At 62.1% G+C, this 23049-nt stretch carries 17 protein-coding genes and 1 tRNA gene; 2 read left to right on the forward strand and 16 right to left on the reverse strand.

The window, feature by feature from the left end:
* Positions 1–16: 16 nt before the first annotated feature.
* From E5675_RS16615 to E5675_RS16685, 16 genes are all read right to left on the reverse strand, one after another.
* Complete coding sequence (locus E5675_RS16615) at positions 17–811, reverse strand: enoyl-CoA hydratase/isomerase family protein (RefSeq protein ID WP_011415062.1); 795 nt, start codon at positions 809–811, stop codon at positions 17–19.
* Positions 812–877: 66 nt separating this feature from the next.
* A complete protein-coding gene (locus E5675_RS16620; RefSeq protein WP_026108915.1) occupies positions 878–2422 on the reverse strand; it encodes an AMP-binding protein in 1545 nt (514 codons plus the stop codon).
* A 129-nt stretch (positions 2423–2551) separates the two neighbouring features.
* A complete protein-coding gene (locus E5675_RS16625; RefSeq protein ID WP_136175472.1) occupies positions 2552–4186 on the reverse strand; it encodes a GMC family oxidoreductase N-terminal domain-containing protein in 1635 nt (544 codons plus the stop codon).
* Between the two features lie 76 nt (positions 4187–4262).
* Entirely contained in the window at positions 4263–5687 is a 1425-nt protein-coding gene (locus E5675_RS16630) for an aldehyde dehydrogenase family protein (RefSeq protein ID WP_157228455.1), read from the reverse strand.
* A gap of 1 nt (position 5688) precedes the next feature.
* The gene (locus E5675_RS21565) at positions 5689–5832 is read right to left on the reverse strand and encodes a hypothetical protein (RefSeq protein ID WP_168196078.1); all 144 of its coding nucleotides are present in this window, start codon (positions 5830–5832) and stop codon (positions 5689–5691) included.
* 86 nt (positions 5833–5918) lie between these two features.
* The gene (locus E5675_RS16635; protein ID WP_242528166.1) at positions 5919–8594 is read right to left on the reverse strand and encodes a TonB-dependent receptor; all 2676 of its coding nucleotides are present in this window, start codon (positions 8592–8594) and stop codon (positions 5919–5921) included.
* A gap of 372 nt (positions 8595–8966) precedes the next feature.
* A complete protein-coding gene (locus tag E5675_RS16640; protein ID WP_081095415.1) occupies positions 8967–10292 on the reverse strand; it encodes an integrase arm-type DNA-binding domain-containing protein in 1326 nt (441 codons plus the stop codon).
* Between the two features lie 190 nt (positions 10293–10482).
* A tRNA-Met gene (locus tag E5675_RS16645) sits at positions 10483–10559 on the reverse strand.
* Between the two features lie 61 nt (positions 10560–10620).
* Complete coding sequence (locus E5675_RS16650) at positions 10621–11106, reverse strand: 2'-5' RNA ligase family protein (RefSeq protein WP_136176542.1); 486 nt, start codon at positions 11104–11106, stop codon at positions 10621–10623.
* Positions 11107–11336: 230 nt separating this feature from the next.
* Entirely contained in the window at positions 11337–12086 is a 750-nt protein-coding gene (locus tag E5675_RS16655) for an alpha/beta hydrolase (RefSeq protein ID WP_136175474.1), read from the reverse strand.
* Positions 12087–12111: 25 nt separating this feature from the next.
* Positions 12112–13053: an endolytic transglycosylase MltG gene (mltG, locus tag E5675_RS16660; RefSeq protein WP_136175475.1), complete on the reverse strand. Its 942-nt coding sequence runs from the start codon at positions 13051–13053 to the stop codon at positions 12112–12114.
* 286 nt (positions 13054–13339) lie between these two features.
* Positions 13340–14599, reverse strand: a complete 1260-nt coding sequence (gene fabF / locus E5675_RS16665; RefSeq protein WP_136175476.1) for a beta-ketoacyl-ACP synthase II — start codon at positions 14597–14599, stop codon at positions 13340–13342.
* A gap of 183 nt (positions 14600–14782) precedes the next feature.
* On the reverse strand, positions 14783–15019 hold the full coding sequence (locus tag E5675_RS16670) for an acyl carrier protein (RefSeq protein WP_003039428.1): 237 nt from the start codon (positions 15017–15019) through the stop codon (positions 14783–14785).
* Positions 15020–15065: 46 nt separating this feature from the next.
* Positions 15066–16262, reverse strand: a complete 1197-nt coding sequence (locus E5675_RS16675; RefSeq protein WP_136175477.1) for a serine hydrolase domain-containing protein — start codon at positions 16260–16262, stop codon at positions 15066–15068.
* Between the two features lie 54 nt (positions 16263–16316).
* On the reverse strand, positions 16317–18074 hold the full coding sequence (locus E5675_RS16680) for a tetratricopeptide repeat protein (RefSeq protein WP_136175478.1): 1758 nt from the start codon (positions 18072–18074) through the stop codon (positions 16317–16319).
* Between the two features lie 553 nt (positions 18075–18627).
* Positions 18628–19146, reverse strand: a complete 519-nt coding sequence (locus E5675_RS16685) for a DUF3617 domain-containing protein (RefSeq protein ID WP_136175479.1) — start codon at positions 19144–19146, stop codon at positions 18628–18630.
* Positions 19147–19248: 102 nt separating this feature from the next.
* On the opposite strand from E5675_RS16685, the gene uvrB reads away from it, so the two are divergent.
* On the forward strand, positions 19249–21435 hold the full coding sequence (gene uvrB / locus E5675_RS16690) for an excinuclease ABC subunit UvrB (protein WP_136175480.1): 2187 nt from the start codon (positions 19249–19251) through the stop codon (positions 21433–21435).
* 96 nt (positions 21436–21531) lie between these two features.
* On the forward strand, positions 21532–23037 hold the full coding sequence (locus E5675_RS16695) for a peptidase S10 (protein ID WP_136175481.1): 1506 nt from the start codon (positions 21532–21534) through the stop codon (positions 23035–23037).
* The last annotated feature ends 12 nt before the right edge of the window (positions 23038–23049 follow it).

Raw genomic sequence — 23049 nt, forward strand, 5'->3', positions numbered from 1 at the left:
CGCATCCGATCAGGTCTCACCGGTCGGAAAAATCGGGCTTCCGCTTCTCCCGGAATGCCGCCAGTCCTTCGACAATGTCGTTGGACAAGGCGTAAGCAGCCATGGTTTCGAGTTCCTGACGCAGCCCGACTTCGAGCGAGCTATCCTGCGCAGCGCGGACTAGCTGCTTCATGTAGGCGAGCCCTGGCCGGCTCTTTTCTGCAAGAGATTCTACCAGCGCTTGCGCTGCCGCAATGAGATCCTCGGGAGCAACCAGTTGGGTCACGAGTCCGGCTTCCTTCATCTCGGCAGCCGAGATGGTCCCGCCGGTCATCATCAGATGTTTCGCACGCGCTTCGCCGATCTTCCTAGGGAGTCGAACCGACCCTCCACCGCCGGGCAACAGGCCGTAATTTGCATGGGCGTCGCCAAATCTGGCCGGGTGCGCGGCAATGACGAGATCACAGCACAACACCAGTTCCAAGCCGCCGGCGAGCGTAAGGCCGTTGACCGCCGCAATTATCGGAAGGCGCGACGTCTCGATCCTGTTAAAAGCCTGACCGAGCGGCGGCAGAAACAGATTTAAGCGTTCGGCGAGAGTTTGTCCGCCTGTTCCATCGCCAATTGCGAGCAGATCCGCGCCAGCGCAAAACGCCCGTCCGGCGCCGGTAAGAATGCAAGCGCGCACCGTCGCATCTGCTTCCGCTGCCTCGATCGCTGCGGCGAGTTCCTCGGCCAAAGCCAACGACAGACTGTTCAACGCTGCCGGCCGGTTGAGGGTCACCCAAAGCGCTGGGCCGCGTTGCTCAACCAGGATGTATTCATAGTCCATTGCAGTCTCCCGCGCGCCGGCAGGCGGTCACCGGAATAGAGGATGTGGCTAGGATGGCTGCGTCGGTCATGCCCCCGAAATGCGCCGGTCCTGGCCCGCCCAATAGGGCTCTCGAAGCTTTGAACGAAGCACCTTTCCGACATTGCTCAACGGCAGTGGCTCGGCGGTAAAAACGACCTTGCTTGGCTTTTTTGCGGAGCCCAGACGCTGGCGCACCAAATCTATTATCTCGGTCTCCGTGATTTGTGCTCCGGGCTTGACACGCACCATTGCAAGCGGCGTTTCACCCCATTTTTCATGGGGCACGCCAAAGACCGCGACCTCGAGTACACCGGGATGGTCGGCAATTACGTTTTCGATTTCGGTGGGATAGATATTGAAGCCGCCTGACACGATCATGTCGTTGTTGCGATCGAGCAGATACAAAAATCCGTTTGTGTCGATCATGCCGACATCGCCGGTTTTGACCCAGCCATCTTCCATGCGCCGGGCGGTTTCCTCCGGATCGTTCCAGAATTCCTCCATCTGGCCATTTTCGAACCGTGCGACGATCTCGCCGGGCTCGTTTGGTCCCAGCACCTTTCCGTCCTCGTTACGGATTTCGATATCGGCGCCACTCATGGGACGTCCGACCGCCCGAATTGGGGCAGAACCTTCAAATTCGCCGAACCACTCGTTGGGCCCCATAGACGCGATGGGCAGGATTTCGGTCTGTCCATAGCCCGAATGAAGAACATGATTCCCGAATATCTGGCACGACTTGCGAAGCGTCGGCTCGGAGATCGGCGCTGAAGCACTCAGCAGAAACTTCAAATTCGGAAAGTGGCGGCCATATGCCCCGTCGTGATGCACTATGGCATTGAGCATGGTGGGGGCTACAAAGGCATGGCTGATCCGTTCCTGCTCGAGAGTGTCAAGAAAGGACGCTGGATCGAAGCCGTCCATCATCACGTTGCGGGCGCCGCAATACCAGGCCGGCACGAACAGGAAGCCCGATGCATGGGACAACGGGCCGACATGCAGAATGGCATCCCCTGGGGCCACTTGGGGGCCGATGCTGAAAAATGCGGCGGAGATCGTCATCCATGAACGGTGCCGATAGGCAACGCCCTTGGGTTTGCCCGTCGTGCCGCCGGTGTGGCGGATGACACAATAGTCCTCCGGCGCGACGACGGGATCAGGATCCCGGTCCGAGGCTGTCGCCAACCAATTCTCATAGTTGTGATCGCGGATAATGATCCGCTCAAGCGTCGGAGCTTGGGCATCCAGCCCCGCCAACTCCGAAGCCAATGCCTCATCGACCAGCGCCAACCGAGATCCGGTACTCGCGATCATATGGGCGTGCGCTTCACATCGGTTGCGCGCATAGAGAGGAACACGCGTATAGTTTCCAATGGCAGCCGCCAGTATGATGTCGGCGGCCTCGATGGAGTTCTTCTCCAGCGTAGCAATCCGGTCACCCGGTTGAAGGCCGCACTCCGCAAGAGCATTTGCGAGCTTCACGCCGCGCAACCAGGCTTCCGAGAAAGTCAACCGCCTGTGGCCGTGAACGAGAGCCTCTTGCTGGGCGAAATAACGTGCGGCGCGACGTATTTGCGTACGGACGTCCATCAGCCGCGCTCCTCTAAGGCGCTCGCCCACAATGGCGCAGTCGACACATAATAAACTGACATGCGATAGGCCTCTCCGGACTTCTTTTCGTAAGCATCTGTGTCTGCAGCATTGATCCAATCGTCCAATTCAATATTCTGCGATGCTATTCTTGCTGCTCATATTATCGTGCCGGATCATGTCGGCGGCTTTCTCGCCGATCATGATGCAGGTTGCATTGGTGTTGCCGTTGACGACTGATGGCATGATCGAGGCATCGGCCACGCGGATATTTGCGAGGCCGTGAACGCGCAGGCGGTTGTCGACCACCGCCATCTCGTCGGTGCCCATCTTGCATGTTCCCACCGGATGATAAGCATGATTGGCTTCTGCCCGGATATAGGCGTCGATCTCTTCATCAGTTTCAAGGTAGCGGTCAGGATAGAGAGGCCGTTTCATCATCGCCTTCATGCGATCCGAATGCAGGATCTCCTGCACGACACGGAAGGCATTGCGCAACGTCTTGAGGTCGTCGGGATGACTCAAGAGATTGAGGTCAATCTTGGGATCGGATTCGGGGTTTGAGTCATGTAAGGCAACCCAGCCGCGGCTCTTTGGGCGCCCAATATTGAGAATGATCGTATAGCCCCATTTCGTCATCAGCTTGTAGTCGCGCGCATGGTCGCGATAGGCGAGCGGCACGACATGGACCTGGCAGTCCGCCCGGTTCTGCCCCGGCGCGGATCGCAAGAAACCGCCTGCAGCCGTGGGCGGCGATGCCAGCCAGCTTTTCCTTTGCGTGAGATACTGGAATAGGTCTCGCACGGTCTTGAGCGCGCCAACGACATTGAGTGCGATCCCGAGCCGCTTCTTCGACTGGTAGACCAGCATCAGGTCAGGATGGTCGTGAAGATTCTGGCCGACACCGGGAATATCATGAATCACTTCGATTCCATGCTTCTCCAACTCATCACGCGGTCCGATACCGGAAAGCATCAACAGTTGGGGCGAATTATAGGCGCCGCCGCTGACAATGACTTCCTTTTCGCACGGGATCGTCTTCAACTGCCCGTCCTGGGAATACTCGACTGCCACCGCGCGGTTGCCCTCAAACCTGATACGATGGACGCGGGCATGTACTTCGACGCGGAGGTTGCCGCGCCTGCCCATCACCGGATCAAGGTAACACGCCTTCACGCTGGCGCGCTTCCCGTCCTTCACGGTAAACTGATAGATGCCGACACCTTCCTGGCTGGCACCATTGAAGTCCGGATTGGCTTGATGGTCCAGTCCAGTCGCCGCCTCGATGAAAGCATCATAGACATCGAATTCGCGCTTGCCGTTGGATACGTGAAGCGGTCCCGACGAGCCGTGAAACTCATCCTCACCGCGCTCATTATTCTCAGCCTTGCGGAAATAGGGCAGGACATCGTTGTAACCCCAGCCGTCGTTGCCGAGTTCGGCCCAGTGGTCGAAATCCGACCGGTCGCCGCGGATATAGACCATCCCGTTCATACCGCTCGATCCACCCAGCATCTTCCCGCGCGGATTGTAGAGGCGGCGGTCGTTGAGCGCCTTTGAAGGGTCGGTGTTGAACCGCCAGTTGAGCGTATTGATCCGATAGTCTTGGATCAGCGCCGCAAAAGCGCCGGGCGTGGACACAAGCGGCGAGGTGCCTGGGCCGCCTGCCTCGAGCAGGCAAACGGTGACATCGGGGTCCTCGGACAACCGGCTGGCGATAACGCCGCCCGACGACCCACCTCCAATAATTACATAGTCAGCCATTTGCTTCCCTTGTCATTCGACCCATGCTGGCGACCCGGCGTCATGCAACATGCCAGCATCAACCGCCGCAGCCACGTCAGAGGATCTTTTCGAAGATGTTGAGTAGTCCTTCGGTCTTGCTCGAATAGGGTGGCAGAAGTTGACCAAGCAGGCTGAGTTTCGGCTGAGAGAACACCGGCTTGTAATGAGTGAAGCGCTCGAAACTGGCGACGCCGGTATAGGCACCGATGCCGCTCTGTCCGATGCCACCGAAAGGCAGCCGGCGCTGGAAGACGTGCATGACCGTGCCGTTGAGAGTCACGCCGCCAGCGTGCGTTTCGGAAATGATCTTGCGCCGTTCCTCACTTTCGTCGCCAAAATAATAGAGCGCCAGCGGGCGCTCATGCCGGTTTACGTAGCGAATGAGCTCGTCTTCGGAGCGATATGGCATGATCGGCAGGATCGGTCCGAAAATCTCCTCCTGCATCATCGCCATGTCATCGGTAACGTCGAGAACCGCCAACGGCACGATCCGATGCCGTTCAGGAAGCGTTCCATCGCCGTTGTCCGAGAGGTTGAGCACCGTCGCGCCCTTGGCTTCGGCATCATCGAGCAAACCTTGGAGCCGCGCGAACTGTCGGTCATTGATGATACTGGTGAAATCGGGGTTGCTTGCCGCGTTGGGGTAGCATTTGGCAACCTGAGCGCGGAGTGCGGCGACGAAGCTTTCCATCTGATCGACATGGACGAAGGCATAGTCAGCGGCGATGCAGGTCTGGCCGGCGTTGAGCAGCTTGCCGAACACTAAGCTTTCACAGACTTGTGCAAGCGATGCACCCTTGCCCACGATGGCAGGGCATTTGCCGCCAAGTTCCAGAGTAACAGGTGTAAGGTTGGCAGCCGCCGCTTCATAGACTTTGCGGCCAACCGCGGGTGAACCGGTGAAGAGAATATGGTCGAAAGGTAGGGCCGTCATCGCCTGTGCCATGTCGGGCCCGCCCTGGACAATCGCGAATTCCTCTTCGGCGAAATACCGGCGCACAAGCCGCTCGCTGGCTTCGGCGGCGTTGGCGGAAACTTCGCTCGGCTTTGCGATCACGCGGTTGCCGGCCGCCAATGCACCGGCCGCGCCAACGAATATGGTGCCGAGCGGATAGTTCCACGTGCCGAGAACGCCCACCACACCTAGGGGCTGGGGGACCAGGCGCGATGAACCGGGAAGGCCGAAGATGTCAGTCTTCACCCGCCGCGGCCTCAGCCACGTCTTCAGATTGCGGCGCGCAAATTTAATTTCCGATATGCCAAGCATCAGGTCGAGCAGGATAGTCTCGTAGCGGGATCGAATGCCGAAATCGGCGGCAACGGCATCGACCAATTCGTCTCTGTGCTGCTCAAATATCCGGCCAAGGCGCCCGAGCAGGTCCATGCGTTCTTCGTAGCTGCGCGAAACCTGCTCACGCGTCCCTTCGCGTTGGGTCGCGAAAATTCGTTCCAGCTCAGTTCTGTTCCGAGACGCATCCACGTTAAATCGTCCGGAGGCGCGCTGGCCGCTCGGCGCTGCTCGCCTGGGCGGTGCTTTCAGCTGCGCCGATCTCAGTGATCACAGCGCGCTCGATTCTGTACGCCGTGCCGATGAATGAGGGACCGTTGCCGGTGGAACGCATCATGGATACTCCTCGGTCTGAAAGTCAGGTCGAAAAAATCGGGGGCAGCGGGCGGGAGAGGATGCCCGCCGCCCCCGTCGCAGCAGCGATCAGAACTTGACTGTCGCTTCGACGCCATAAGTGCGCGGCATGCCGCGGTTCAGATAATCGTAGCCGAACACGTTGAGGTTGAGGCCGTAGGTGTAGTAATATTTGTCGAACAGATTCTTCGCCCACAAGCTAACCGACATATTGTCGTGCGCATAGGTTAATCGCGCATTGGCGAGCCAGTAGCCCGGATTTGCGCATGTAATCGCCTTACCCGCGAGCGTTATGTTCGATCCCGCTGGGGGTGTATCGCACGGTGTCTGCCCATAATTCTTGAACGGATCAAAATAGTACTTGCCCATGTAGGACGCATCACCGCGCAAGGTCAGCTTGTTGGTGCCGTCATCGATCATATCCCAGTCGAATCCGGCCTGGAACGTAACCTCCGGCGCGTTCGGGAAGGGATTGCCGTTGACGTTCAATGTCGGGCTGGCCGGGTTTGCCGGATCGATCACATTGCCTTTGTACTTGCTGTTGAGATAGCCCAGCGAAGCATCGAAACGCAACGTATCGGCCACCTGCCAGGCGAGTTCGGCCTCGCCACCGAACAGGCGACCATTGGCGCTGCGCGTGAAGGTTGTAGCGCCGACCACCTGCGTTACTTGGTGATTCGAATACTCGTAGTAGAAGCCCGCGAGGTTAAGTTGGACGCGGCGATCGAACAGCCGGGTTTTGAGCCCCGCCTCATATGCATTCACCTTTTCAGGCTGGATATAATAGACTTGATTGACGCCCTGATAGGCAAGCCCGTTGAAGCTGCCGCTGCGGTAACCGCGACTGTACTGGAGATAGCCCATGATATCATCGGCGAACTCATAGCTGACATTGATACGGCCGGTTAGCCTGTTTGCCTTTTCGCGCTGCTCAAGCGGCGCGAGATTGGGGTTGTATGGATTGCTGTAGGGGATCAGGTTGACAACCGGCGTCGTACCGTCGAGCGCATAGAGGAAAGTGCTGCCGTTAAGGTAATTGACCTTATCCTGGGTGTAGCGTGCACCCACCGCCACGGTCAGCCGCTCGGTCGCTTTCCAGGTTACGTCGCCGTAGATCGCCTTCGAGGGGCGCGACACGTCAAAACGCTGTTCGCCGAGGATCGGGGTGAACGGAGGCGCGCCTGCCCCGGCGCAGCCCGCCGAAAAGCTACCCCCCATGCCGCCATTGCCCGTATTATTGATCGCGATGTCGGTCTGGAGTGCAATCAGCGAGCGTGCATCAAGGAAGCCGTTGGGATTGATCTCGATCGCGTCGCAGAATCCGGCATCGCCAGGCCCCAACGCCGGATTGGCGGCAAAGGCTGGGATATAGCGGATCGCGTCGGGCGTTCCGATTGCGGCGTTATTGTAGCTGCCCGGAAGACCGGCGCCAAGCAGCAGCGGCCTCAGCGCCCCGAAAAAGTCCGGGTAGTTGACCGTCTTGACCTTGTCCCTGCCATAATAAAGGCCGGCAATGATATCGAGGCGGTCGTTCGAATAGCTGAAACGCAGGTCCTGGTTGAAATTCTTGCTCGTCGACGTGTAGCCGATCGAGCAGAGATCGGCTGGGCCGCCATCGCAATCATCAGGATTGTTGATATAGTCGCCGGTGTCGTAGCCGGTAATCGAGGTGACGGAGAATTGGTCGCTGACATCCCATTTGATGTTGAGGGCTATCCCTTTCGACTTGCTGATGTTCTTACCTACCCGATCAACTGCGACCTCATTGTCACGCAGCAACCGCCCGCCTAGGAAAGGTTGCGGATCGTAACGCGAATAGCCGAGCGCATCCTGCCCGCCCGCGAGTTGACCACCTGCATAGGGCGCGGTGCCCCATGGATCGTCCTTCGCGGCATAGAGCTTCAAATTGATGTCGAGATCGGGATCGGGCCGGAAGCGGATCGAGATGCGACCGCCGATCGTATCGGTGGTCCCTAGGTCGCGCTCATTCCCAGGCAGTACATTGCGCTGCCAACCATCCCCTTTTGCAAAAGTACCGGCGACGCGGACGCCCAAGATGTCGGGAACCAGCGTCGCTTCAGCGGCGCCCTGCACCGTGAAAGTGTCGTAATTGGCATAGCCGGCGGTCAGATAGCCATTGGCCTCTCCCAGATCCGGCTTGCGCGTGAAGAAGCTGATCGCGCCACCCGTGGTGTTGCGACCGTAGAGTGTTCCTTGCGGTCCGCGCAGTACCTCGACCCGGTCGATGTCATAGAGTTGCAGGCCATGGCTCGCCCGGAAGCTCTGATAGACTTCATCGACATAGACGCCAACCGGCGACGCAGTGGAGGCGGAAAATTCGTTCGCCACTGAAATCCCGCGCAGCGAGAAATTCGGTTGGGTGCGACCATAGGGAGTGGTGACTTGCAGGCTGGGGATCGCGCCCATCAAGTCTGAGGTCTCCGTGATGCCGCGCGTGCGCAGCGTCTCGCCGCCTATGGCGGAAACGGCGGCTGGAACATCCTGCAAATTCTGTTCGCGCTTCTGCGCCGTGACGACGATTGTCTCAAGGCCACCTTCCTGCGCCTCGGGCTTTTCGCCCTGCGATGCAGCGTCCTGGGCATGTGCCGGCACTGCAAGCGCACACGCGATCGATAGCGCGGTGGCACAAAGCAAATTTGTCCTAAAGGCTGTGACCATGACTGTCCTCCCCACGGCATTTTTTGAGTTGGCGCCATTTGCCGCGCCTTGGGGCTCATCGTCCAATTCAATTTGTTGGCGAACTATTCCTCCCACTCATTGATTAAGGACTGATGAGCCTGCACCGCTGACGCTTCGTGGCGACGCAAATAACCCCATATATTTCATTGAATTAGTCACGCTGAGCGCGTCCATCGGGACGGATGCGCGCGTTCTGCTCGCCCCAATCGAGCCCTTCCAGACGATGTATCGGCGTAATTGGCGGTCCCGGCGGTTTCCCTTGTCGAGTTGCAAGGGGAATCAGCTATGATGAGATGTAGTGAGATACGGTTTCTTGGAGTTCATTCTACTATTCGCGGATGCATCTAAGTAGCTGATATTTCTAACAACTATGGCAGAAAACCGCGCCTCTAAATCGGCGGTTCTGACTTTTGAGGCTCATCGCGAAGCCGCCCGAAGGGGGCGTTGCCAATACGGCTGTCTCTGGTCGCTTGGTGGCAGGTGCTGGATGGGAGCGGAACAGCGCATGAATTGTGAGAACTCGATAGGATTCTTCTCGACATTCGACACTGCGGTTGCCGCGTCGATCACGTCGGCCCAGTCTTGGAGCATCCGCCTTCGCGGTGTGAGATAGAGCGCACTGTTGTAAGCGCCGCGCACCTCATCCTCGTCCTCGTGAGCGAGCGCCATCTCGATCCAATCCGGCTTGTAGCGTTCGGCTTCGTTCGCCCAGGTCGAGCCGAGCCCCCTAAACCCATGTACCGTCTGCCGATGGAGATACCCCATCCGATAACAGGCATAGATCATGGTGTTCTCGGAAATAGACTTTCCAGGCTTGGCTCCGGGAAAGAGGAACGCATCGTTCGTCGCCTGCAAGCGGCGCTGAACGATCATTGCGGCCTGGCGGGACAGCGGAACAAGATGCTCACGTTCCATCTTCATGCGCTCCGGCGACAGACGCCATAGCGGGTTCGGTCCATAGAGATCCTCGAACTCGTCCCTGGCCGCGAAGCGGGTTTCGCTGGTTCGGACCCATGTGAGCAAGGTGAACAGCAGCGCGTCACGGGTGATCTCGCGGCGGCGCGGCGTGTCCTCGCCGTCATAGGCGAAGATCGCTCGCACCAGCTTCGGAAACTCCGCGAGCGGCACGCGCGCCATGTGCCTGACGGGCGGCTTGGGCTTGAGCGCATCGTTGAGGCCGAGCGTCGGATCGATGGTCGCCCAGCCGCTCGCGATCGCGAAGCGATAGATCTGGCTGACGTTCTGCTTGAGGCGACGGGCGATATCGAGGGCGCCGCGCGCTTCGACCGCGCGGATCATCTCGAGAATCTCGGGCGGGTCGATTTCCGTGATCGGACGCTTCCCGATGACCGGAAAGACGTCGCGCTCCATCCGGTTGATGACGCGCAGGGCATGGGCCGAGTCCAGCCCTTCAATACGATTGGCGTGCCAGGCCCGCGCAATCTCTTCGAACAGCTTGAGCGCGGCCCTCTGCTTCTTCGCCCGCTTCCTGGCCTCGGCGGGGTCCTCACCCTGATCGAGCAGCCGCTTGGCTTCGGTCCGCTTCTCGCGGGCGATCGCCAGCGTGACGGTCGGATATTTGCCGAAGCTCAGCAGTTTTTCCTTGCCGTCGAAGCGGTATTTCAGGCGCCAGAGCTTCGATCCGTTCGGCTGGACGAGCAGGTGCAGGCCTTCTCCATCGGACAGCTTGTAGGGGCGCTGCCGCTTGGTGGCGTATTTGACCTCAAGTTCTTTCAAAGCCATCTGGGGGTATCGCCTGTTTTGGGGACAGCCGAAAAATACCCCCAAAATACCCCCAATCCAAATCGCCGTGGGTGGCCGCAGCCGGTCGCACCGGGACGCCGGCGTACGCAACGGGACGCGAAAAATATTTGATTTTCCTCGAAAAATGTCTGCCAGTGGCCTCAGTGGGTCACTGGTGGACAATCCGGGTTGGTAGCGGAGGAGGGACTCGAACCCCCGACACGCGGATTATGATTCCGCTGCTCTAACCTGCTGAGCTACTCCGCCCCGTAAGGCCGCCGCATCGGGCGAGCCGCGCCTATAGGCAGGCTCGTCGCGCCGGTCAATATCATCTGCGCGTGGTTCGAAAACTGCGCGCGAAGGCGGGCTCCCACGGGCCGCCGCGGTAATGATGCGCCGCGAGTCCGGTGATCGCAAGCGGGCGTGGACGGAAATCACGCGCCAGCGCCGCGAGCAGCGCGCGCGCCTCGGCCGCGGCGACCTTGTTCTGCACGGTGATGTGGAGCCGCGGCGTTCCCCGGTCCTGCGCGGTCAGCATGCCGGCGAAATGGTCGGCGATGCGCGCGCGGACGGCGAGCAATTCGGCGCTCTCGATACGAAAGGCGACGCCCTGCCCCAGCGAATAGACCTCGCGCAGCGTCGCGGCGGGCGGCGGCGTGTCGGCGGCGATCCGGCGGAACAGGCGGCCGAGTTCGTCAACGCACGACGGCGGCAGCTGGTGAAAGAGCGTGATATGCGCCGCGAGATAATTGCGTTCGGGCGGGAAATGCGCGGTGCGCAACGCGTCGAAATAGCGCTGGTCCGCCGCACCCATCGTCGCGGTCGCGATGATGGGCACGGCGCCAGTGGTCCGGTCGGGAGGGGGGAGGTCCGGGCCATCTGCTTCGAGAGGGGATGGACGGGGCAATTTCGGGGGAGGTTTGCCATCGTCCACAGGACGCCCTTTCTCGATATCCATTCCATGCGCCGGATCGGACCCGCGCTCCAATCGATTTATTGCGTCACAATAATCGTGCAAACCGATGAAATAAAATTATGTGCGTTTTACAGCCCGTTCCAGAAGACGCGGAGCGCCGCAGCAACTTCGGCCGGGCGTTCGGCGATCGCCCAGTGCCCCGCCCCTTCGATCACCATCAGCGGCGTGCCGGTGTTCGCGGCGTAGCGCCGGGCCACCGACAGTTCGACATAGGGATCGCCCGCGCCCCAGATCAGCGCGCCGTTCGCAGGCAGTTTCGGGATGTCCAGCGCCCAGTCGTGCGCGAAGCTCAGCCCCCCTGCCGAGCGATAGAGTTTGAGGATCGCGCGCCGCTTGTCCCTGCTCTTCCACTGCTCGGCCTCTTCGCGCGCGATGTCGGCGGGCATGCCCTGTCCGGCAAGCCCCTCGGCGAGCTTGTCGGCCTTGCTCAGCGCCATGAAGATTTCGCCGAGGATCGGCGTGTTCCAGATGCGCGCGATGCGGTGACCGCGATAGTCGGGCTCGATCACCGCGTTCGAGATCGCCCAGCTGCGGATCAGGTCGGGGCGCAGCATCGCGACGCGCTGTGCGATCAGTGCCCCCCAGTCGTGCCCGACAATATCGATCGGGCCGTGCGCCGCAAACAGCGCCTCCGCCTGCCCCGCCGCCCAGTCGGCATAGGCCTCCTTGGTCGCCGTGAAGCCGGCGGGCAATGGCGCGGTGAAACCCGGCAGCGCGGGGACGGCGACGGGCGTGTCGCCAAGTTCGAGCGCTGAAAGCAAAGGCCGCCAGATCGCCGGGCTGTCGGGAACGCCATGGATGAAGAGTTTGGCGGTCATCCTGTATCCTCTTCGTTAGGAATCGTTACTCCATCTCCCCCCGCTCGCGGCGGAGCGCATACCATTTCTGCACATTGGCATTATGCTCGGACAGCGTGCGCGAAAAGACGTGGCTGCCATCGCCCTTGGCAACGAAGAAGAGATAATCATTCGCTTGCGGATCGAGCACGGCGGCGATCGACGCCTTGCCCGGGTTCGCGATCGGCCCCTTGGGTAGCCCGGCCATGCTGTAGGTGTTGTAGCCGTTCACGGCCTGGATTTCGGAGCGCAGGATGCGGCGGCCGAGCGGCTTCCCCTTGGTGATCGGATAGATGATCGTCGGATCGGCCTGGAGCCGCATCCCGACTCCGAGGCGGTTGGTATAGACCCCCGCGACGGTGCGGCGTTCGGCGGCGACCGCGGTTTCCTTCTCGACGATCGACGCGAGTGTGATCGCTTCGTTGCGGTTCTTGACCGCGGTGCGCGGCGTTCGCTTCGCCCATAATTCGCCAAACGCCTTGTCCATCGCTGTCTGCATCCGCTTGACGACCGCGGCGCGGGTCTCGCCGGTGGTGAAGGCGTATGAATCGGGCAGGATGCTGCCCTCAACGGGCACCGGAATTTCGCCCTTAAGGCGTGGCTCGGCCATCAACCGTTCCCACACCATGATCGAGGGCATGCCTTCGGGGATCGTCACGAGCCGCTGGATCGTCTTGCCCGACTGGAACAGCGCGAGAATGTCGCCCGCGTCCATCCCTTTTTCGATTTTATATTCGCCGGGCTTGATCGGCTCGTCCGAGCCGAAGAAGCGCGCCTGATTGCGGAAGCTCGACGCCGAGACGAGCCCGGCCTCCTCGAGAATCTCGCCCGCCTTCGCGATGCTCGCGCCCTGCAGGATGACGACTTCGGCATCCTTCGGCGCGCCGGGCGAGCAGGCGGCGAGGAGGAGCGCGAGAATCGCGATCGTCAGCCAGCGGAACGGATGCACCCTAATCTCTCCAATCGGCGCTTAAGGAGACAAAGGATACGCATATACGCATCGAAACTGTCTCCTTTGTCGCCTTAGCGCCAGTCGCCCGGTGGGCCATGCCGAGGGGTAAAGCATGGCGGGGTAATGTAGGAAAGAGGTTTTAATCCTCCCTGTGGCGAAGCCATGGGGAGGTGGCGGCGCGAAGCGCCGACGGAGGGGCCATGGCGCGAGGTCGCGGCCCCTCCACCATCGCCTGCGGCGACGGTCCCCCTCCCCACGGCTTCGCCGCAGGGAGGATTAAAGGCTAGTCGACCGCTTTCACGATCAGGCTGGCGTTGGTGCCGCCGAAGCCGAAGCTGTTGTTGAGCGCGGCCTTCACCTTGCGCTTCTTGGCGACCTTGGGAACCAGGTCGGCGCCCTCGGTGCCCTCGTCCGGATTGTCGAGGTTGAGCGTCGGGGGGACGATCTGGTCGCGGATCGCGAGGATGCAGAAGATCGTCTCGACCGCGCCCGCGCCGCCGAGCAGGTGGCCGATCGCCGACTTGGTCGAGCTCATCGACACGTTCGCCATCGCGTCGCCGAACAGCCGCTTCACCGCGCCGAGTTCGATCGTGTCGGCCATCGTCGAGGTGCCGTGCGCATTGATATAGTCGATGTCGGCGGGGGTCATGCCCGCCTTCTTGAGCGCCGCGCTCATCGAGCGGAAGGCGCCGTCCATTTCGGGGTCTGGCGCGGTGACGTGATAGGCGTCGCCCGACAGGCCATAGCCGACGACCTCGGCATAGATTTTCGCGCCACGCGCCTTGGCATGCTCATATTCCTCGAGCACGACGACGCCCGCGCCCTCGCCCATCACGAAGCCGTCGCGGTCCTTGTCATAGGGGCGGCTCGCCTGTTCGGGGCGGTCATTGTAGGTCATGTTGAGCGCGCGCGCCTGCGCGAAGCCCGCGATGCCGATCGGGCAGATCGTCGCTTCGGCGCCGCCTGCGAGCATGATGTCGGCGTCGTCGTCGCGGATCATCCGCGCCGCGTCGCCGATCGAATGCGCGCCGGTTGAACAGGCGGTGACGACCGCGTGGTTCGGGCCCTTGAGGCCATATTTGATGCTGACCTGCCCCGAGATCAGGTTGATCAGGCGGCCGTGGACGAAGTGCGGCGAGACGCGGCCCGGGCCCTTTTCGGCGAGTAGCAGGCTTTCGCTTTCGATGCCCGGCAGGCCGCCGATGCCCGAGCCGATCGAGCAACCGGCGCGCACCTTCAGTTCCTCGGGCATATCGGTCAGGCCGGCGTCTTCGAGCGCCTGTCCCGCGGCGTCGATGCCGAAGATGATGAACGGATCGACCTGGCGCTGGACCTTGTGGTCGACGCGCTTGCCGGGGTCGAAGCCATATTCATGGTCGGGCCCCTTGACCTCGCACGCGATCGTGCATTTCTGGTCCGACGCGTCGAAGTGGGTGATCGTGCCGGCGCCCGATTTGCCCGCGATCAGATTCTTCCAGCTGGTTTCGACGTCACCGCCCAGCGGCGTCACCAAACCCAGACCCGTCACCACAACCCGGCGCATAATCATTCCTTTCATCGACCCCTGCCCCCGCAGAGCGTCGCGTCATTACCGTCGGCGCGCTTCTAGAGGAGCCGCGCGCATAAAAAAAGCTCCCCGGTCGCTGCGCACGGGCGCTCGAGACCGGGGAGCCGGAAATGCGTGGACGGCGTCGCCGCCCCATCCGGCAACGCCGGACAGGCTGAATCAGCCCTTGTTCGCTTCGATATAGTCGATCGCGTCCTTGACGGTGGCGATCTTTTCCGCCGCGTCGTCGGGGATTTCGACGCCAAATTCTTCTTCGAACGCCATCACCAGTTCGACGATGTCGAGGCTGTCGGCGCCCAGATCGTCGATGAAGCTCGCTTCCTCGGTGACCTTGTCGGCTTCGACGCCCAGATGTTCGACGACGATCTTTTTAACCTTTTCGGCCGAATCGCTCATGCACAGTTCCTTTTTTCTGACTATGTCGTGAATGTTGAAAATTGCCCTAGTGCCCGTGGGCGGGGCTGGCAAGAGGGCTGGCACCGGCCGCGCGGCGAAGCGCCGCATCGACCAAGACTTCCTCCGCAGCGCTATATGCCGACCGTGTCCCTTTCTGCCCCTCCGGCACCTGCGTGACGAAATAGGCAATGCCATCGCCGCCTTCAAGGTCGAACCAAAGCCCCGAGCGCAATCCATAGGCGTCGCCCGAATGGCCGAGGCGCAGGCGTCCATCGCCGAACAGGTCGTCGCGGCATTCCGGGTTCTTTAGCGCCGGGCCGCCCGTACTGTGCATGGCCATGCCATATTCGCAGAAAAAACCGCCGGTCCCTTCGCCGCTGGTCGGCCGGACGGGCGCCATCGCTTCCAGCCGGGCCAGGCTTTCGGCTTTCAGAAAACCCTCGCCGCGGCGCAGCAGCATCACGCCGATGCGTGCGAGCCCGTTCGCCGAAATACGCAGTCCGCCCTGCGGGCTGAACCCCGCGCCGTGGCGGGCGAGACGATAGGTCGTAACGTCGCAGCTACCGTTGGTCGCCGGCACGACCGGACAGGCAGGGCGCACGCCCTTCATGTCGTCGCGCTGGACGCTGCCGTCGGCGCCATAGAGCACAACGGCACGCGCAACAGCGGCGTCGCTGCACGCCGGCCAGTTGAAACAGGCGTCGAGGCCGAGCGGACGAAAAACCAGCCGCGCCATCGCCGCGTCGAACCGCTCCCCGGTGGCCGCTTCGATCACCGCCGCCACGACCGGATAGTTGAAATTGGCGTAGGCGAAGTCGCCGCCCGGCGCGCGCACCTTGTCCCACGCCGCGGGGTCGCGAAGCGCGGTTTCGAGATCGGCGTCGAGCGGCAGCGCATAGTCGGTGTCGTCGTTGAGCCCCGAACGATGTCCAAGCAATTGCGCCAGGCTGATCGGCCGGTCCGGATAGGCCGGGTGCCGGAGCCGCCAGCCGAGATACTCCGACACATCGCGATCGAGGTCGAGACGCTCCGCCTCGACGAGCCGCAAAACGCCCAATGCCACGACCAGTTTCGAAACCGACGCGATACGCACGGGATCGTCGGGGCCGACCGGCCTGCCGCCCGCGCGATCGGCGAGGCCGTCCGTGACGCGCGTTTCGACCTTTCCGTCGCGGTTGAAATGCACCGCGACCGCTGCCGGCGGCGGTGCGGCGAGGGCCAGCAGAGCAAAGGCGGACAACATGGCGCCACCGTGCGCGGCATCAACCCTGCGGTCAAGTAGACGGTCAAGCGTCGCTTACGGCGCCGTTTTGGCGACGACGACCCCCGAATCGCGGAGCGCCGCCGAAGCGGCCTGAATCACCGCCGGAGTAATCATGAAATGACCGAGCACGGTTTCGGGCGACGCGTCGGCGGGCTGGCGCGTATAGGCGAGCAGTTGCCGCCACTGCGCGCGCGCTTCGGCCAGATTGCCACGCCGTGCGAGCACGACCGCGCGCGCCATCATATATTGCGGCTCCATATTGCTGGGCGACGGCATATGATCGAGGATCCTTTGCGCCTCCTCCAGTTCGCCGCGCTGCGACAGGACAAAGGCCAGTGTGACTGCTGGAACCCCCGGATAGGAGGCGTCGAGTTGCAACGACCGCCGGAGGAGCACTTCGCCTTCGCCCGCCTGCCCGCACGCCAGCTTGAACAAGCCGAGGAAGCCCGACATGTCGGCATCAAAGGGGTTGAGCGCAATCGCGGCGTCGCCCATCGCGTTGCCGCCAGCGCAATTGCCCGAATAGAAATTGGCGCGCGCCATAGCGAACAGGCCTGCCGTCGAATTGGGGCTGCTTTCATAGGAGCGCAGCGCGAGCGCGCGCGCTTCTCCCAAGGCTTCGCGGCCCGCCGGCGTCAACCGCTGCGGCTGCCAGTCGCCATAGCGCACGAGCGACAGCGCGGTCAGCGCGACCGGATCGCGCGGTGTCGCCTCGATCGTCGCGCGCAAGCAGGCGTCGACCCGCTTCGCCGACGCCGCACTCCGCATCTGGCGCATCCGGTTGAATTGCGCGAGGCAGGGAAAGCCCGCCGCAAAATTGTCGGGCTGGCGCTGAACCTGGTCGCGCACGATCACGCCATAGTCGCCGGCAAGCTGCGCAATCAGCGGTTCGATCGCGGTGAATTCGGGAGTTTCGTCGCTGGTCAGGCGCATCTGCTGCGACCAGATCGCGCGCTGGTCGGCGACGCGGTTGAGGACGAGCGTGACATCGGTGTCGCCTTCGACCGTGCGAACCAGCGAGGTATCGAGGCGATAGTCCCCCGTTCGCGCCGCTGCGCCGCCCGGCGCTTTCGAACTCAGCAGGTCGATCAGATCGAAACGCCGCAGCCCGTCGCGCAGCTTGCCGTCGAGCGCGCGCGCAAGCGCCCGCGACTGGGGCAGATTCCCCGCCATCGGCGGGCTGACTTCGAGCAATGGAACGGGCACCGGATCGCCGGCAAAGAGCCGGCCGGAGCCTTCGCGGAGTGTCCACAAGGTGAAAAGCGCAACCGCGAGCAGAATGAGCACGACGATCCATCGACCAAACCGGGAACCGCGAGCGCGAGACACGCGCCCGGACGTGGGCGAGTGAGCGGCGGCTGGTCGGAGCGTTGCAGCCTTGACGTCATCTTCATCCTCCGCGCCGTCAGCCGATCGCGACGACGGCGGCGCCGAACGATATTGGACGACCACCTCGTAACTGCCTTGCGGCACACGCAGGCGATGGACCCATGGAGTGTCGGCGTAATAGCGGTCGAGCAGGCCGCGCAGCCGCCCGACCATGACGCGCGGATAGCTGTCGACGGCGGGGTCGAAATCTTCGCTGCGTCCTAGCGCCTCGGTTGCGATCGCATAGGCCTTGGGCGAACTGCGACCGCCGCGCAGGCGATGTTCGACAAGAAATTGCAGCAGCCGTGACAGCACGGGCGAACGCGTGAAGAGCGGGGAATCGAGCAGCTTCTCGAGCTCTTCGGCGATGATCCGGTCGACCTCTACCGGATCCTGTGTCTCGTTCGCTTTCGCCTGATCCATGCTACCCTCAAATACCCCCGACGGGCGGTGCGGTAGATACGCCAATCAGCCAGCGCGGCCACCCGTTGTTACTTTGACGTAACGGTAACACGGCAACCTTGAGCCATATCAGAAGAAAATCGTCTCGCCAATCCGCAAGGAAAAGCGCGAAAACGGGTTAAGGATTGGTTATCAAATGGCAACATTGCGGCATGTGACCCCTTGTAACTGCCGCACAGGCGAAACTCTGGCATCCTTTCCGACGTCGCGACATCCTTGTGATGACGCGGTGTGGAGCCAAAAGGCGAATGGTGCGAGCTGGTCCCTGGCACCTTTCGATCCCCCTCAGGCTTCATTTCAAGACTTCGCCGGGCGACCCGACAGCCCCACCTGTTCTGTCGCCCGGCAAGTCGATCTCCCTTCCTCGATATTTGCCGGTCCGGACAGGACACCTGCCGTCCGTGCGTCAGGGCGTCCGGCGGGCGTGCGATCGCTTTTGTTTTGAGGCCGCCCAAATGAAGAGGGCGCCGGTTTCCACCGGCGCCCCGTCGTTCGTCGAAAAAGGCGCGAGGATTCAAGTCGTCGTCGCGGCCTTGCACGGACCCGTATGCGTGCTGGTCATCTGCATGACCATTTCCATGTCGCCCCCGGTCGGAACCTTGCCCTTGGTCGTGATCGTGACGTCGGTCTTCTTGGCTTCCATCGTCCCGGCCATTGCCATGTCGACCGTCTGGCCATTGGCGGTGCAGGTGCCCGCAACGTCGATCTTTCCGCCGGCGACCTCCTTCTTGGACCAGGTGCATTCGCCGCCGCCGTTGGGCCCCTTGGCGAGTTCGGCCGCAATGTCTTCCTTGTCGACCTGTTCCTGCGTGAAGCATTGATCCATGCCGCTCGCCGCGGCGAACTGCTTGGACATCGCGTCCTTCGCTTCCGCCGGCAGGCCCGGAACTTCGAACTTGACCAGCTTGACGTCGGTCTTCCAGTTGCCTGCCTCGCGCTTTACCGTACCGCCGGCATTTTCGGTTTTGCCGCCGCTGCAACCGGCTACGGCGATCAGAGCGCCGATGGCCGCTACCGTCAGAATTTTCTTCATAAATCATCCTCGTGTTGAGCAAATGGGCGAACCCAGATGCGGCCATTTGGTTGCGAGCCATTATAATTGTCGTTGGGCGCAATCGATACCATATTGGTGGCGATGGCAATCCAGATTCGCACCTCGCTCGACGAAATCGACACCAGCAGCGATTATGTCCCGCATCGCCCCGCGCGCCCGGACAAAGTCGAAGGCGGCAAAAGATTTGAACTGGTTAGCGACTATCAGCCCGCGGGCGACCAACCGACCGCGATCAAGGAGCTGGTCGACACCGCGCTGGCGGGCGAGCGCGATCAGGTGCTGCTCGGCGTCACCGGGTCGGGCAAGACCTTCACCATGGCGAAGGTCATCGACGAGCTCCAACGCCCCGCGCTGATCCTGGCCCCGAACAAGATCCTCGCGGCGCAGCTCTATGGCGAGTTCAAGAGCTTCTTTCCGCACAATGCGGTCGAATATTTTGTCAGCTATTACGACTATTACCAGCCCGAGGCCTATGTGCCGCGCAGTGACACCTATATCGAGAAGGAGTCGAGCGTAAACGAGGCGATCGACCGCATGCGCCACTCGGCGACGCGCGCGCTGCTCGAACGCGACGATGTGATCATCGTCGCATCGGTGTCATGCCTCTATGGTATCGGCTCGGTCGAGACTTACTCCGCGATGATCTTCGATCTAAAGAAGGGCCAGGTCGCCGACAGCCGCGAGATCATAAGGAAGCTCGTCGCGCTGCAATACAAGCGCAACGATCAGGCGTTCGCGCGCGGCAACTTCCGCGTGCGCGGCGACAGTCTCGAAATCTTCCCCTCGCACTATGAGGATATGGCCTGGCGCGTCAGCTTCTTCGGCGACGAGATTGAGGAGATCACCGAGTTCGACCCGCTGACGGGCAAGAAGATCGCGAACCTCAATCATGTCCGCATTTATGCGAACAGCCACTATGTCACGCCGGGACCGACGCTCAAGCAGGCAAGCGAGGCGATACGGCACGAGCTGACCGAACGGCTGAAGGAACTCGAGGCCGAAGGCCGCCTGCTCGAAGCGCAGCGGCTCGAACAGCGCACCAATTTCGACCTCGAGATGATCGCCGCGACCGGCAGCTGCGCCGGGATCGAGAATTACAGCCGCTTCCTGACCGGCCGCCTGCCCGGCGAGCCGCCGCCGACCCTGTTCGAATATCTGCCCGACAACGCCTTGCTCTTCGTCGACGAAAGCCACCAGACGATCCCGCAGATCGGCGCGATGTCGAAGGGCGACCATCGCCGCAAGATCACCCTCGCCGAATATGGCTTCCGCTTGCCGAGCTGCATCGACAACCGGCCGCTGCGCTTCGCCGAATGGGACATGATGCGCCCGCAGACGGTCAGCGTCTCGGCGACCCCCGGCACTTGGGAGATGGACCGCACGCAAGGCGTGTTCGCCGAACAGGTGATCCGCCCCACCGGCCTGATCGACCCGCCGGTCGAGATCAAGCCGGTCGAGGAGCAGGTCGACGATTTGATCGCCGAGGCGAAGAAGACCGCCGCGGCGGGATACCGGACGCTCGTCACGACGCTGACCAAGCGCATGGCCGAAGACCTCACCGAATTCCTCCACGAGGCAGGCCTCAAGGTCCGCTACATGCACTCGGACGTCGAGACATTGGAGCGCATCGAGATTATCCGCGATTTGCGGCTCGGCGTGTTCGACGTGCTCGTCGGGATCAACCTGCTGCGCGAAGGGCTCGACATCCCCGAATGCGGGCTCGTCGCGATCCTCGACGCCGACAAGGAAGGCTTCCTGCGCAGCGAGACCAGCCTCGTCCAGACGATCGGCCGCGCCGCGCGCAACGTCGACGGCCGCGTCATCCTTTACGCCGACCGCATCACCGGCAGCATGGAACGCGCGATGCGCGAGACCGACCGCCGCCGCGAAAAGCAGGAAGCGTATAACGCCGAGCATGGCATCACCCCGACGACGATCAAGCGCAACATTGGCGACATCATCGCGCATGTCGCGTCGAAGGACGGCGTCACGATCGACATTAGCGATGACAAGCCGCAGCACATGGTCGGCCACAACCTCCGCGCCTATATCCAGGAGCTCGAAAAGAAGATGCGCGATGCGGCGGCGGACCTCGAATTCGAGGAAGCCGGCCGCCTGCGCGACGAAATCCGCAAGCTCGAAGCCGACGAACTTGGCCTGCCGCCCGACGAACAGGTCGCGCCGCGCGTCGGCCGCTCGAACGAGGGCAAGCCAGGCACGCGCAAGGGGCGGTTCGGGAAGCAGAGCAAGACGAAGTGGGGACGGTAGCTCCCCCTTCGACGAAACCCCCGCTGTAACCGACAAGTAACCTTGCCGCCTCCGCGCGCGCTGCATAGGGTCGCCCCGCAATCGGGGAGATTATCTATGAAATCGGGTCTTTCGCTCATCGCCTTGGCGCTTGCCTTTGCCGCGCCCGCCGCGCTTCATGCTGAGGACAAGGCCGCCGACAAGGCGAAGGCCGAAAAGCCCGCCGACTACGAACCGCAGGTTCGCACGACCAAGCTGTCGGGGACCTTCGGCGGACAGCGGATCAACTATGCCGCGACGATCGGCGAGACGATCATCAAGAACAAGGACGGCGTGCCCGAAGTCGCGGTCGTTACCACCTCCTATGTCAAGGAGCCCCGCGACCCCAGCCGGCCGATCACCTTTCTGTTCAACGGCGGCCCCGGGTCGGGCACCGTCTGGTTGATGATGGGCGCCTTCGGGCCGAAGCGCGTCGCGATCCCCGGCGACGGCACCGACGACGGCGCCCCGCCCTACCCGATCGTCGACAATCCCGACGCGCTGCTCGACGTCACCGATGTCGTGTTCATCGACCCGCCGGGCACCGGCTTTTCGCACCTGATCGGCAAGGCCAAGCCCGAGGATTATTACGGCGTCACGCAGGACGCGAAGCTCGTCGCCGAGGTGATCCGCCGCTGGCTGAACGAGAACGGTCGCTGGAACAGCCCCAAATATCTGGGCGGCGAAAGCTATGGCACCACACGTTCGGCCGCGGTCGCCAACCAGCTGATGAACGAGACGTATAACGACGTCGCATTGAACGGCATCATCCTGATCTCGACCGTGCTCGACTTCGCAGCGGGCGCCGACACGCCGGGCAACGAGCTGTCGCCGATCACCAACCTGCCCTCGATGGCGGCGACCGCGCTCTATCACGGCAAGGCGACCGCGCCGTCGGTCGAAGGGTTCGTCGAGGAAGCACGGCAATGGGCGATCGGCCCCTATGCCTCGGCGCTGCTCAAGGGTCAGAAATTGCAGGGCGAGGAACGCGCCGCGATCCGCCGCGAACTCGCGCGTTTCACGGGCCTTAGCGAAACCTATCTCGAAAGCGCCGATCTGCGCGTCACGCCGAGCCGCTTCTATAAGGAACTGCTGCGCGACCGCGGCCTCACAGTCGGCCGCCTCGACAGCCGCTATACGGGAAAGGATTATGACAGCGCCGGCGAAAGCCCAGACAATGATCCGAGCTTCTATGGCATCGACGCGGGCTACACCGCGGCAATCAACAGCTGGAGCCGCGACGGGCTGGGCTTCAAGACCGACCGCGAGTATCAGTCGATCGGACGCATCGGCGGCCAGTGGGACTGGCGCCTCGGCAGCCGCGACACCAACGCCTATCTCAACGTTGCGCCCTATATCGGGCAGGCGCTGCGCGAGAATTCAGGGCTGCGCGTGCTCGTCGCGCAGGGTTATTATGATTTCGCGACGCCCTTTTTCGCCGCCGAATATGCGCTGTCGCGCACCGGCATTCCGCAGGATCGCATCACTTACACTTATTATGACGCCGGCCACATGATGTATATCCGCGACGAGGACCGGCATAAATTGTCCGAAGATGTGCGGGCGTTTATCCGGGCGCGGTGAGCGCCCAGGACT

Source organism: Sphingopyxis sp. PAMC25046 (assembly GCF_004795895.1).
GTDB lineage: Bacteria > Pseudomonadota > Alphaproteobacteria > Sphingomonadales > Sphingomonadaceae > Sphingopyxis.